Annotated in this window: 12 protein-coding genes; 1 reads left to right on the forward strand and 11 read right to left on the reverse strand. The window is 62.9% G+C overall.

Features of this window, described 5'->3' with window-relative positions; translation table 11 throughout:
* Positions 1-3 precede the first annotated feature (3 nt).
* From gvpN to mfd, 4 genes are all read right to left on the reverse strand, one after another.
* A complete protein-coding gene (gene gvpN, locus KJ624_07370) occupies positions 4-1,023 on the reverse strand; it encodes a gas vesicle protein GvpN (GenBank protein MBU2009636.1) in 1,020 nt (339 codons plus the stop codon).
* Positions 915-1,289 carry a hypothetical protein gene (locus KJ624_07375; protein MBU2009637.1) on the reverse strand — a complete coding sequence of 125 codons (375 nt, stop codon included), beginning with the start codon at positions 1,287-1,289 and terminating at the stop codon, positions 915-917. The genes gvpN and KJ624_07375 overlap by 109 nt, the downstream gene beginning before the upstream one ends.
* A gap of 99 nt (positions 1,290-1,388) precedes the next feature.
* Entirely contained in the window at positions 1,389-1,598 is a 210-nt protein-coding gene (gene gvpA / locus KJ624_07380; GenBank protein MBU2009638.1) for a gas vesicle structural protein GvpA, read from the reverse strand.
* A gap of 386 nt (positions 1,599-1,984) precedes the next feature.
* Entirely contained in the window at positions 1,985-5,368 is a 3,384-nt protein-coding gene (gene mfd, locus KJ624_07385) for a transcription-repair coupling factor (GenBank protein ID MBU2009639.1), read from the reverse strand.
* A gap of 74 nt (positions 5,369-5,442) precedes the next feature.
* Between mfd and proB the strand changes: the two genes are divergently transcribed.
* Positions 5,443-6,558, forward strand: coding sequence for a glutamate 5-kinase (proB, locus tag KJ624_07390; GenBank protein ID MBU2009640.1), 1,116 nt, complete (start codon positions 5,443-5,445; stop codon positions 6,556-6,558).
* Between the two features lie 8 nt (positions 6,559-6,566).
* Here the strand turns inward: proB and KJ624_07395 are convergent, their stop codons facing one another.
* Genes KJ624_07395 through KJ624_07425 form a run of 7 tightly spaced genes read right to left on the reverse strand, consistent with a single transcriptional unit; the run spans position 6,567 to position 12,222 of the window.
* Positions 6,567-6,803 (reverse strand): hypothetical protein, encoded by a 237-nt coding sequence (locus tag KJ624_07395; GenBank protein MBU2009641.1) that lies wholly within the window; start codon positions 6,801-6,803, stop codon positions 6,567-6,569.
* Positions 6,804-6,848: 45 nt separating this feature from the next.
* Positions 6,849-7,505, reverse strand: coding sequence for a DUF1614 domain-containing protein (locus KJ624_07400; GenBank protein MBU2009642.1), 657 nt, complete (start codon positions 7,503-7,505; stop codon positions 6,849-6,851).
* A 7-nt stretch (positions 7,506-7,512) separates the two neighbouring features.
* A complete protein-coding gene (locus tag KJ624_07405; GenBank protein ID MBU2009643.1) occupies positions 7,513-8,511 on the reverse strand; it encodes a 4Fe-4S binding protein in 999 nt (332 codons plus the stop codon).
* A complete protein-coding gene (locus tag KJ624_07410; protein ID MBU2009644.1) occupies positions 8,505-9,197 on the reverse strand; it encodes a glycosyltransferase family 2 protein in 693 nt (230 codons plus the stop codon). Before KJ624_07410 ends, KJ624_07405 begins: the two co-directional genes overlap by 7 nt.
* Positions 9,197-9,874 carry a TIGR04282 family arsenosugar biosynthesis glycosyltransferase gene (locus tag KJ624_07415; protein ID MBU2009645.1) on the reverse strand — a complete coding sequence of 226 codons (678 nt, stop codon included), beginning with the start codon at positions 9,872-9,874 and terminating at the stop codon, positions 9,197-9,199. Before KJ624_07415 ends, KJ624_07410 begins: the two co-directional genes overlap by 1 nt.
* A gap of 12 nt (positions 9,875-9,886) precedes the next feature.
* Positions 9,887-10,897 (reverse strand): radical SAM protein, encoded by a 1,011-nt coding sequence (locus KJ624_07420; protein MBU2009646.1) that lies wholly within the window; start codon positions 10,895-10,897, stop codon positions 9,887-9,889.
* Positions 10,837-12,222 carry a DUF2029 domain-containing protein gene (locus tag KJ624_07425; GenBank protein ID MBU2009647.1) on the reverse strand — a complete coding sequence of 462 codons (1,386 nt, stop codon included), beginning with the start codon at positions 12,220-12,222 and terminating at the stop codon, positions 10,837-10,839. Before KJ624_07425 ends, KJ624_07420 begins: the two co-directional genes overlap by 61 nt.

Raw genomic sequence — 12,222 nt, forward strand, 5'->3', positions numbered from 1 at the left:
CCTTCACCTCCTCGCTTCCTGGCCCAGCAGGGCCTGGAGCTTTTCCCACGCTGGGGAGGCTTCGCTGAAGGGGACCTGGGACACCAGCACATCCCTACAGGTCTGGACGAACACGGGGTCCTCGGGGTGGGCCCGGGCCCCCTGCTGGCGCAGGATTTTGGCGATTTTTATGCAGTCCCTGAGGCTCCGCTGGGTGCCGGTGAGGCCGAGCTCCCGGAAGGCCCGAACGGACCGCACCACCCTCTCCGCTTCTTCCCGGGGGAGCCCGGAGCGCGACTGGGTTATGGCCACCTCCGTCTCCCAGTCAAAGGGGTCAAGGTAGATGCTGACCAGGCGGTCGCGCAGGGCGTCCTGGGTGGGGTGTACCCCCACATAGTCCTCTGGGTTGCTGGTGAAGATGGCCACGAAGTTGGGGTGCACCTGAAGGTATCCGCCGTCCAGCCGCAGGGCAGGGAGGGGGAGGACCCGCTCCTCAAGGATGGAAAGGAGTACGTTGTTAGTCTCAGGGCGGGAGCGGTTGAACTCGTCATAGACCAGGGTCAGACCCTCCCGGCAGGCCACCAGCAGCCGCTGGTCCACCCACTGCTGGCTCACCGATTCCTCCGTCTTCAGGACGCTGTGGATGAAGTTGTCCACCACCCGGCGCCGGTGGTACCCGGAGGACCCACCGACCAGGTCGGTGCTCCGGGTCTCCTCGTCCCCGTAGATGAGGACTACCGGGCGTCCAATTTGCTCTGCCAGGTGCAGGGCCAGGGTGGTCTTGCCCGAGCCCGCCGGGCCGCAGAGGTGGACCGGGAATCCGGCGGTTACATAGGCCAGGGCCCGATGGGTGAGCTCCCGGACCCTTTCCGTCTCCACAAAACCGGCATCGGCCTGTACACTTAACAGGGCCACCCCGGTCTCGCCGGTCTCGCTCACGCCTGCCTTTTCCCCCGCTGCTGGTGGGCCTTGCCAGATGGCGGAACATACTCCCTCTTGACGCTGGGCCCTGCTGTCGGCGCTGCGTGGGCGGTCCGCTGCCATTCCATCCTGGCCTGGGTGAGGTCCGCTCTCATGAGGGCCAGCGAGCCATGCTGCACCTCCGCCCGCAACCTGGCCCGCCCCGCTCTCAGCGCTGACCGCAGGGCCAGCCATGCCCCCCTCTGGTGGGCGCCCTCGGCGGCAAGAGCCTCCCGGTAGCCCTTCAGAGCAGTCTGACCGTCCTCTTTCATGCTCTGGAGAGCACTCTTCCTGGCCTCCCGGCTGGAGAGGATGCCCTCCACCGCCATCTTCATACTTGTAGCCAACATAAGACCTCCTCCTCCGGCACTGGCGCTGGGCGGGCCCCATGAGGAGCCTCTATGAAGCCCGCCCAGACCGTGCCTTTCCTGTGGTGTTCCCTCCGGGACTTATGCCGCCGCGGCAGCGGTGAGCCCTACTGCTTCCGCATACTTGAGAAAGGTGTCCACCGAGGCGACGACCACCCGGGCTTCTATTGCTAGGATCTCAATGCCCACCAGGGAGACCCTGGCCCAGACATCAATCACGATGCCCTTGTCCAGGATCCGGTCAATGACCTCTGCCAGGCTGGACTCGCTGAAGCTCTTTTGAACCGCCATCTCTGTTCACCTCCTTCCGTGTTTTGCCGCCTGCGGGGACGGCTCCCCTCGTCCCTGCGCCCCTCTTGGAGACATCCCCAGCTTACCCTCCAAGGCCCTTTCCCTGACATCCCCCGGAGGTGTCGGTTTGGGGGGCCAAAAGGCACGGTCTAAAAGGCCCATTCACCTGCCCGGCGGGAAGATGGGCCTGCTATATACGAGGATTAGGACTTGTGCGAAAATATCCGCTTGAGACCGGGCGGGACGAGAAGACGCCTCTAGAGGGCAGGAGGGCTGTGGGCAGGAAAGGGGATAAATACATACCGGCTTTCCGGTTCAAGTGGTTGACCCGCTTCTTTGACCCTTTCTTCCGGTGGACCGTCTCTTTGTATGGGGCGCGCAGGCCCCTAAGCCTTCCGTGAACTGAGTTTTTTGAGGACCTCTTCCAGCACCTGGGGCCAGTCTTTGCCCAGGTGGCGGAGGTTGAGCCGGAGCTGGGTGGGGCCGGCCTCAATCTCCCGGCCCAGGTCTGTGGGGGGCTTTATCCCATCCCGGAACTTTAATACCAGCTGGCCCTTTCCTTCATAGATGCTTTCCACCCCCGCCTTTGCCCCCAGGGCCTTTGTCCTCACTATGTAGAGCAGGTTCTTCACCGGGGTGGGGAGGGGGCCAAAGCGGTCCAGGAGCTCCGCCTCCACATCCTTTACCTCTTCCCCCTCCTCTATCCCGGCCAGGCGGTGATAGATAGATAGCCTCAGGCCCTCATCGGGGACATAGCCCGGGGGGATGTGGGCGGGGAGGGGGAGGGAGATGGTGGGGGCGGCGGTCCTGGGAGGGGTGGGGAGGCCAGTCCGGGCCGTCCTCTGTGCCTCCACCGCCTCGGAGAGGATGCGGGTATAGAGGTCAAAGCCCACCGCCCCAATTTGTCCGCTCTGCTCCGGGCCCAGCAGGTTCCCCGCCCCGCGTATCTCCAGGTCCCTCAAGGCAATTCGGAAGCCCGCCCCCAGCTCCGTGGCCTCGTAGATGGTCTGGAGGCGTTTCTGGGCCTGGGGGGTGAGCCTCTTCCCCCTCTGGTAGAGGAAATAGGCGAAGGCCCTCTCCGCCCCCCTCCCCACCCGGCCCCGGAGCTGGTAGAGCTGGGTGAGGCCCAGCCTGTCGGCGTCGTCCACAATAAGGGTGTTCACCCGGGGCAGGTCCAGGCCCGACTCAATGATGGTAGTGCAGACCAGCACGTCATGCTCCCCCCGGCCGAACTCCGCCATCACACTCTCCAGCTCCTCCTCCGCCATCTGGCCGTGGCCGATGGCAAAGCGGGCCTCGGGCACCAGTGCCCGGAGCTCCTGGGCCACCCGCCCGATGGTCTTGACCCGGTTGTGGACGAAGAAGACCTGTGCCCCTCTTTCCAACTCCCGGAGGATGGCCTCCCGGATGAGGCGGGGGTCCCTTTGCGCCACGTAGGTCTTAATGGGGAGGCGCTCCTCGGGGGGGGTCTCCATGGTGCTCATGTCTCTCACCCCGGCCAGGGCCATGTGCATGGTGCGGGGGATGGGGGTGGCGGAGAGGGTGAGGACATCCACCTCTTTCCTCATCTGCTTCAGGCGCTCCTTATGCTTCACCCCAAAGCGCTGTTCCTCGTCCACCGCCACCAGCCCCAGGTCCTTGAAGGCCACATCCTTCTGGAGGAGGCGGTGGGTGCCGAGGACGATATCCACCTTTCCCTCCCTGAGCCCCTTTATGACCTCCTTCTGCTCCTGGGGGGAGCGGAAGCGGCTGAGGAGCTCCACCCTCACCGGGAAGGGGGCCAGGCGCTGGGAGAAGGTCTGGAAGTGCTGCTGGGCCAGGACGGTGGTGGGGACCAGCACTGCCACCTGTTTGCCGTCCTGGACGGCCTTGAAGGCGGCCCTCAGTGCCACCTCGGTCTTGCCGTAGCCCACATCCCCGCAGACCAGCCGGTCCATGGGGCGGGGCCCCTCCATGTCCTTCTTGACATCGGATATTGCGCGGAGCTGGTCCGGGGTCTCCACATAGGGGAAGGAGGCCTCCAGCTCCCACTGCCACGGGGAATCGGAGGCGAAGGCGAAGCCGGGCGATAGCTCCCGGGCGGCATAGAGCTCCAGGAGCTCCCGGGCCAGGTCCCCGGCGGCCTTTTTGGCCCTTTCCTTCGCCCTCGGCCATTCCTGAGTGCCCAGGCGGGTAGGTGAGGGGGGCACCCCGGTGGGGCCCAGGTAGCGGCCCACCCGGTCGGCCTGGTCGGAGGGGACATAGACCCTGTCCCCCTCGGCGTATTCCAGGACCAGGTGCTCCCTTTCCTCCTCACCGCTCCCCAGCCGGGCCAGGCCAGCAAAACGGGCAACGCCGTGGTCCACGTGGACCACATAGTCCCCGGGGCGCAGGTCCAGGGGGAGGGGGCGGCGCACCGGCCTCTTCTTCGGCTCCCGCCACTCCCTGGTGAAGCCGAAAAGCTCTAAATCCGAGTAGAGGGCCAGGTCGCCATAGATGAAGCCCCCCTCCAGGGAGCCTTTAACCAGGGCCAGGGTGCCGGGGGCAGGGGGCTCCCTCAGGGCCTCCAGAGGCGGGGCCAGGATGTCCTTCTCCCAGAGGAGCTCGGCAAGGCGGGGGGCCTGCTGGGAGACCACCACTACCCGGTATTCGTCCCCCAGCCTCCCCTTGACCTCTTCCACCATCGGGGCCGTCTGCCCCCCGAAAGAGGGCGGAGGGGAGAAGGGCAGGCCTTCTTCCTCCCACCGCACCAGGCTGAGGCGGGGGAAGCTGGCTATCTTCCTCTCTATCTCCGGCCAGGGGAAGCAGGGGGTGGGGAAGGCAGGGGGCAGCTCCCCCCGCTCTATCCTCTCATCCCTCAGCTCCTCGGCCTTTTCGTATAGCCCTTTCAGGGCTTGCTCTATCTCCTCCGGCTCCTCCAGGGCCACCATGGTGCCGGGGGGGAGGTAGTCCAGAAGGCCCCCGCTGTTGAACAGGGGGGAGTAGAACTCAAAGCCGGGGAGCCACTGGCCGGAGAGGAGCATCTCCAGCTCCTCCCGCCATCTTTCCCCCTCCCGGAGGCCCTCCAGGCCCAGGCCGGCGGCAAGTCCCTCCGGGTCCAGCCCCTGGGGCAGGAGCAGCTCCCGGGCGGGGGTGATGAAGGCCTCCCCCGCCGGGCCCAGGGAGCGCTGGGTGGTGGGGTCAAAGGCCCGCAGGCTTTCAATCTCGTTCCCCGAGAATTCCAGGCGGAAGGGTTGGGGGGAGGCGGGGGGGAAGATGTCCAGGATGCCCCCCCTCTGGGCCATGGCCCCCGGCACCTCTACCGTTGTCTCCCGCTCGTAGCCCAGGGACTGCCAGCGGGAGAGAAGCGAGGATGGCTCCACCTTCTGCCCCGCCCGGAGGGTGTGGCAGGCCCCCAGGAAGGCCTCCCGTGGGAGGGTGCGGGAGACCAGTGCCCAGGCCGAGGCCACCACCACGGGGGCCGCCTCCCGGCAGAGGCCGAGGAGGACCACCAGCCTTTCCTGAACGGTGGTGGGGTCGGGGGCCAGGCGCTCGTAGGGCAGGCCATCAGGTTCGGGAAAGAGATACAGGGGGACCCCGGGGGGAAGCCAGAGGGATAGCTGCTCCATGAGCTTCCGGGCCCGCTCGTGGCCGGGGGCTATCACCAGCAGAGGGCCCCGGTAAAGGGAGGCCAGGAGGGGTGGCCGGGCTGGCCCTATAACCCCAGCCCGCGCCTCCTCTTGGCCTTCCAGCCTCTCCTTCAGCCCCTGAAAGAGGGGGAGAAGTGGCGAAAGGCTTCCTGCCCTTTCCATCCCAAACACCTCAAGGGCCAGCCGATAGCGGGATGGCCCTGGGCTATTATGCTATAATCAACCAGGCTTCTCAAATGCCTTCCACATACAAACGCATCGTGGCCAAGCTTGGCACCAGCCTGCTCACTGCTGGCACGGGGAGGCTGGACCTGGAGGTCATGGCCAGCCTGGTGGAGCAGGTGGTCCGACTCCGCCATCAGGGCCTGGAGGTCATCATCGTCTCCTCCGGCGCGGTGGCCGCGGGGAGGCAGAGGCTGGGGGATCTCCCCGAAAGGCGGGATGTGCCCTTCAAGCAGGTGCTGGCGGCGGTGGGGCAGAGCCGGTTGATGAACACCTATGAGCAGCTCTTCTCCTCGCATGACATCCCCATAGCCCAGGCCCTCCTCACCCGGTCCGACATCTCCCAGAGGGCGGGGTACCTCAATGCCAGGAATGCCCTGCTGGCCCTCCTGGAGCTACGGGTGCTGACAATCGTCAACGAGAACGATGTGGTGGCGGTGGAGGAGCTGGAGGGGGCCACCTTCGGCGATAACGACAACCTCTCGGCCATGGTGGCCAACCTTGTGGACGCCGACCTCCTGGTCATCCTCACCGACCAGGACGGCCTTTTCACCGCCGACCCCCGCCAGGACCCCTCCGCCCGTCTCATCCCCAGGGTGGAAAGGATAGACAGCGGCATTGAGCGGCTGGCCCGGGAGACGGCGGGGCCTCAGGGGACCGGGGGCATGGCCACCAAGATAGAGGCGGCCAGGCTAGCCACCAGCTCCGGCATCGCTGTGGTTATAGCCAAAGGGCGGGAAAGAGATATCCTCCCCCGCCTCGTCTCCGGCGAGGCCCTGGGCACCTTCTTCCCTCCTGTCCAGAGCAAGCTAGAAAGCCGGCGGCGCTGGCTCCTGGCCGGGCCTTTCCACGGCCGCTTGGTGGTGGATGGGGGGGCAGCCAGGGCACTCCGGGAGCAGAACCGCAGCCTCCTGCCCGTGGGGGTCCTGGAGCTGGAGGGGGACTTCTCCCGGGGGGAACTGGTCCAGGTCTTTGACCGGGAGGGGAACCGCCTGGCCTGCGGCCTCTCCAACTACAGTTCCGGGGACCTCAAGCGCATAAAAGGTGTGCGCTCGGAGAGGTTCCCTGCCATCCTGGGCTACGAATACGGCGAGGAGGTCATCCACCGCAACAACCTGGTGGTCCTCTAGTTTTGCCTTCAGGTCAGGTTCAATATCCGGGAGACACCCCTGACCAGGACGAGGAGGCCGCCTCCTATTAGACCCAAGTCCAGGGCCCTGCCTATCCAGAGAAAGAGCCTGCTCTGGAGAACGGAATGGACATGCCTGGCCTCACGACGGGCTATCTCCCTGTCTTCCGCAAGAGCGACCACGCCCAGCCCCACGGCAAAGAGGCCGGCGGCGATAAGACCTATTGACCTGAGCCAGGCCTCCACTTTGCTCTCCTCGCTAGCTTATCCCGCCCCCGGGGCAAAGTCAATTCAGGCACGGCGGCCCGGGGATAGGAAGGCGGCGATGACCCCCACCAGGAAGATGCCGTCAAAGACCCCGGCCCCGCCGATGGATAGAAAGGTGCCCCCGCTCTGGGCCACCTCTCTCAGGTTTAGCAGGTCGGCCCCTATCAGGGTCCCCAGGGTCCCTGAAACATAGGCCACCGGGGCTGCCTCCTTTCGCCCCAGCACCAGGGCTGCCCCTGCTGAGACGAGAGGCGGGATGAAAGGGTTCAGGAATATCCCCTCACCCGGGACCACCCTGGCAAGCCAGTTGGTCACCAGGGCGACTATCACCACGCCCAGGCCCATCCGGAGAAGGGGGGCTTTGGGCAGAAGATAGAGGCTCAGAAGCAGGGGGATAAGGGCCCCACCCACATTTATGGCAACTATGGTGGTAATCACCCGGGGGGGTTCAAGGAAAAAGACGTGCCCGAGCCGAAATACGTTCCCTGGTTCCATGGCCTGGGTCTGCCATACCGGGATATTGATGAGGCCACCGACCAGGATGGACAGGAAAAGGAAAAAGACCAGGGGCCGGGGAATGCCCAGCTTCACGAAAGAGATGGACACCATCCTGTAGAAGAGGAGGAACAGCAATACAGGAAGGAACAGGGCGAGCAGAAGCAACAGGATAAGGAATGGCATGGTCTAGCTAGGTAATGACAGCGGGAGCCTTCTCTTCTTCCTGACGCTTCACGGAAGGCTTTGCTTTGAGGGGTTGGGGGAATTCGTGTCGGAAACCCAGATAGTCCCGGATATCGCTGAAACGCAATGCCCCCTTTGGACACACCTGGATGCATCGCCCGCACCCCACGCAGTCGGCGACTTTTATCTCGCCATGCTTTTTGATGAGCTTGCGGATAGGGACCCCCATGTCGCACTCTTTTTCGCATAGATTGCAGTAGATGCATCTCTCCCGGTCGGCCTCAATCTTGAAGAAGCCCAACAGGTTGCCGATGGTCCCATAGGTGACACCGTAGGGGCACATATACCGGCAGTAGTTCCGGTTGCCGGTCCAGGGGACAATCAGGAAGGAGAGGAAGTAGAGGCCGTTGGTGATTGTCAAGAAATAGAAAATGTACCTTGCGGTAGTGTTAGCAGGCAGAAAGGCCAGGGTGCCAGGAGCAAGGCGAACGGCTATGACCAGGAGCAGATAGACTATCAGGCTGGCCAGCCAAAACCACTTCACCCACCTCAGTTTCCACATGAAATCGCCCTTCAAGGTCTTCCCCCTGTAGGCATCCCCCACTGTATCCCGTATCCCCACGCAGGGGCAGTACCAGCTACAGTCGGCCCTCCGTCCAAAAGAGAAGACCAGCAGCAGAAAGGCGAAGAAGAAGGCAGAGCCGATGAGGTGGTTGTAGAAGAAGTTGGAGCCGAGGAAGTATGGGATTACCAGATAGCCGGCAGTGGTAAGGGAGACCATTATGGCAATTCGGTTCCGGGTGTATCTATTCTTCCCCCTGGCCACCACCCAGATGCCGAAGGCGACAATGGCAATCCTGTCGGAGTAAGTGCTCAACCAGAATGAGTCCACCCAGTGCAGGTAGTTAACGTTGAAGTAACCGAAACCGGCATAAAGAAAGGCGAGGAAGCTGATTACCTCAATCGCCCTGACGGGCCACTTCCTGGGCGGGCCCTTGCTCACCATGCGATATACCTCAATATAGTGTACATCATCCTGGCTGCAGCTTTCAAGCTTGCCCGGAGGGAGCCGCTCACCTTGGAGCGGCCTATCCGCCGGCGGTAGCTGACCGGCACCTCTACTACCCGCTGTTTTCGTCTGGCGGCCTTTATCATCATCTCCAGGGTCCAGCCGTAGGTGCCTTCCCTCATGTTCAGGGAGAAGAGGCGGTCGGCCCGGATGGCCCTGAAGGGGCCGATGTCTGTGACCCTGAGGCCGTACAGGAGCCGCAGGGCCATGGAGAAGAGGACGTTGGCTACGAAGGCCTGGGGAGGCAAGGCCCCCTTTTCCCTCCGGCCCCGGATGCGGGAGCCGATGACCAGGTCGGCCTTCCCCTGGGCGATAGGCCCTATCAACAGCCCCATCTCCTCCGGGAAGTCACTGTAGTCCCCGTCCAGGAAGACGACCACATCGGCGTCCCCCGCTTCCTTCATGCCCCTCAGGCAGGCATAGCCATAGCCTTTCCTCTCCTCCCGGACCACACGGGCCCCTGCTTCTCGGGCCTTTTCCGCTGTCCTGTCGGTGGAGCCGTTGTCCACCACGATGACATGGCTGGCGAGGGGGGGTATCGCCCTCACCACCCGGCCAATGGCTTCTTCTTCATTGAGGGCGGGGATGATGACTGCCACCTTGAGGCCAATATCCCCCATCATCACAGCAGTCCAAGCTGGCGGAGGCAGTCCACAGTGTGGTGAGGTAGTTGGGGGCTCCCGCTGGCCATGAGCAGTCTCAGATGGGAAACGAGGAAGCGGAGGTCATCAACCGTGTCCACATCATACCAGGGCTCAAGGCACTCCGCCTCAAGGTCCAGCCGGTCCAGCCGGTCAACAGTCTGTCCCAGGACCTGGGGGGTGCCCCAGGCGACCCCCTCAAAGAGCTCCGGCTGGGGGGCCTGGAGGCCGATAAGGTAGTAACCCCCATCCAGGCTGGGGCCCAGGACCACAGGCCTTTTCTCCAGGGCCGAAAAGGCAGCCCTCAGCCGGCCCAGAGGCAGAGTGGGCAGGTCTCCCCCAATCACAACAGCCAGTCTGTGCCCTCGGGCAAACAACTCCTGGAAGGCCTGGCTCATTCGTTCACCCAGGTCGCCACCGCTCTGGGGGATGAGTTCAAGAGGCTCTTTGACCATATCTCGCAGGGCCTGTCGTGCTTCCTCTGGCGTATAGAATATGATTGTCTCCCAGCTCCGCGCCCTCATGGCCAGCGCTACCGTGTCCAGCAAGAAGCAGCGATACAGGGCCGCTGCCCCCTCCGGGGTGAGGGCAGGGGCCAGCCGGGTCTTGACCTGCCCCGGTATGGGCGCTCTGGCAAAAACGGCCAGAGCCCTTTTCAAGAGCGCAGCTCCCTATTGGCCCAGGCTGGCGGGTGGCCCACCCTGCGCTTCATATCCCACCTCTCGCAGAAGCTGGCCGCATTGGGCGGCTGTCAATCCTCGTCCTTTGGTGGTCTCCTCCTTCAAATCTCTAGGGTTGGAGCCGCTCTCACCCCAGACGAGGTTGGCCCCTGCCAGGAGGCTGGGCAAGTTCGGTTCGTGGGTACAGTGGGCCCTTACCGAATCGCCCATCACCAGGCGGACAACGGCCACAATCTTGGCCAGCTCAAGCTCCGATATCGTGCCCCGACTGGCCAACGCAGTACCGGCAACGGGGATGCGGCGCATAGCCCCACTGAACCAGACCCCGTATTCTTTGCCAATGAAAGTCTTCTCCACTATCTCCTCGACTGTATGCTCCGGGCCGATGGGTTCCACGCAGTAAGCCAACCGCAAACCGGCCTGGAGGATGGCCCGCATGGTGGCCAGTCTCCTCTCCGGCGGGATACCGGTGTCTCTGCCCTCACCCATCCTGACCACATGGTAAGCACCCTGGAAGCCGACTTTCAACAGCCGCCGGGCCTCGTTGAGGCCGAGGTCATCTATGTTGGCTATCAGTGGGACCTCAGCCGGTATGCTGGCCCGGACGGCCTCGGCTACCTCCAGGAAGCGGTCAAAGTCGTAGTTGCCTGTGGTCATGAGGTAGATAACGTTGGCCCCTTCAGCCACAAATCGGTTGGCCCCGTCTACGACCTCCTCGGGGTTCATGTCAAGCCTCTCCCTGAAGAGGCCAGCCTTGGCCCCAAAAGAACAGAAGCCACAGCTATGAGGACAGGGGGCAACATTGACCCCTACCTGGGCGTGGATTTCTCCTCTGTTGCCCGAGCTCTCTCGGGTAAGCTGGTTGGCCGCTGCCATCAGGACATACATCTCGGGGGAGAGGGGACCTACCTCTTTGAGCAGCCAGGCCGCTTCCTGGCGGCTTAGGGCTTCACGAGCCAGGGCTTTTTCCAGTATGTATTCCAGTTTGGGTCTAATCTCCATTTTCGCCACCTCCTGACCAGGCCATAGAGCATGAGCAGATAGGGAGGCCCATATTCAACCAACCTGACCCATCCCATCTCCTGCCATGTGCCTGCGGCTTCGTAACCGATGTATATGGAGCGGGCAAGGATTACCGTGCCGGTAAGAAGAATCCACCCCGCCGACCTGAAGAAGCACAGAAATGGAAGCACCCAGGTCAGATACCAGGGATGGACCGTGGGGCTGAGCAGAAGGAAGGCCCCCACAAGCCAGAAAGAATACCTCAGAAGGAGCAGGTCTCTCCCCTCCTGCTGATGCGACCTGGAGTATAAGTAGAGCAGGTAAGCGAGGAAGCCGAGGAAGATGGCCCCCACCAGCGCCTTGGAGACCAGCAGGGCATCGGGTTTTTCCATCATTGTTCCCAGAACGCCGGAGACCAGGGGGAAGAGGCTTCCGTTGAAAAGTCCCCGGCCCATAAAATAGGAAAAGCCCTGAAACAGGCCGGCCCCTGCCCCCAGAAAGGGGAGGTAGCAGGCGATAGTGACCCCGGCGAAGACCAGGGCCCCCTTTCTGCCCCAGCGCGGGAGGAAAAGGCCGGCGAAGAGGAGGGGATAGAATTTGGCGAGCACCCCCAGCCCCAGAGCTGCCGAGGACAGAGCGCTTTTCCTTTTGAGAAGGGCAAAGAAGGAAAGCAAGGTCAGCAAGATGGCCAGGGAGTCTATGTGGCCGCTGTTGGCAAACTCTATAGTTGCCAGCGGGGACCAGGCATATGCGATGGAGTACCTCTCATCAAGGCGCAGTTCTTTCAAGATAAGGATGAGGACCCCGATGGAGAGAAGATAGAAGAGGACGGAAAATAGCCTCAGGGTGAAGGGGCTGGGAGAGATGAGATAGCCTGCGGCGAAGACAAGCTGAGAGAGGGGGGGGTAGAAGGTGTGGACATTTCTATTTTGAACCTTCTCCCAGTTGGCATCTATGAGGGGCTGCAGCTGTTCGGCATCTGGGCTGTCGGCATAGGGGTTGAGGCCGTGGCTGAAGACCTTTCCGTCCCAATTATACCTGTAGATATCGTCTGACAGGGGATTTGGGGAGAAAAGAAGGGTGACCTGGAAGACCAGTGCAAAGAGCAGGACCAGGACCGATGTCTGTTTTAGAGAGGCTGGCTTGTCTGTTCTTGATATCCACCAGATAGTGAGAAGGTATATGGCGAAGGGCAGCCAGAAGAATATCTCCAGGAGGTATGAGCCCCGGTATATCCCACTGGTCAAAAGCAGTAAAAGCAACCCGGCCTCCAAGAGGAGGCCGAGCGCTATCAGGGCCTTGTTCTGGCGAGCAAGACCTGTCAC

The organism is Chloroflexota bacterium, assembly GCA_018825785.1.
Classification (GTDB): Bacteria; Chloroflexota; Dehalococcoidia; order JACVQG01; family JAHKAY01; genus JAHKAY01.

Bases quoted from the DNA above. Each gene is read 5' to 3' on its own strand.
- gvpN (MBU2009636.1), bottom strand. From the start codon at position 1,023: ATGGCAGCGGACCGCCCACGCAGCGCCGACAGCAGGGCCCAGCGTCAA.
- KJ624_07375 (MBU2009637.1), bottom strand. From the start codon at position 1,289: ATGTTGGCTACAAGTATGAAGATGGCGGTGGAGGGCATCCTCTCCAGC.
- gvpA (MBU2009638.1), bottom strand. From the start codon at position 1,598: ATGGCGGTTCAAAAGAGCTTCAGCGAGTCCAGCCTGGCAGAGGTCATT.
- mfd (MBU2009639.1), bottom strand. From the start codon at position 5,368: ATGGAAAGGGCAGGAAGCCTTTCGCCACTTCTCCCCCTCTTTCAGGGG.
- proB (MBU2009640.1), top strand. From the start codon at position 5,443: ATGCCTTCCACATACAAACGCATCGTGGCCAAGCTTGGCACCAGCCTG.
- KJ624_07400 (MBU2009642.1), bottom strand. From the start codon at position 7,505: ATGCCATTCCTTATCCTGTTGCTTCTGCTCGCCCTGTTCCTTCCTGTA.
- KJ624_07405 (MBU2009643.1), bottom strand. From the start codon at position 8,511: ATGGTGAGCAAGGGCCCGCCCAGGAAGTGGCCCGTCAGGGCGATTGAG.
- KJ624_07410 (MBU2009644.1), bottom strand. From the start codon at position 9,197: ATGATGGGGGATATTGGCCTCAAGGTGGCAGTCATCATCCCCGCCCTC.
- KJ624_07420 (MBU2009646.1), bottom strand. From the start codon at position 10,897: ATGGAGATTAGACCCAAACTGGAATACATACTGGAAAAAGCCCTGGCT.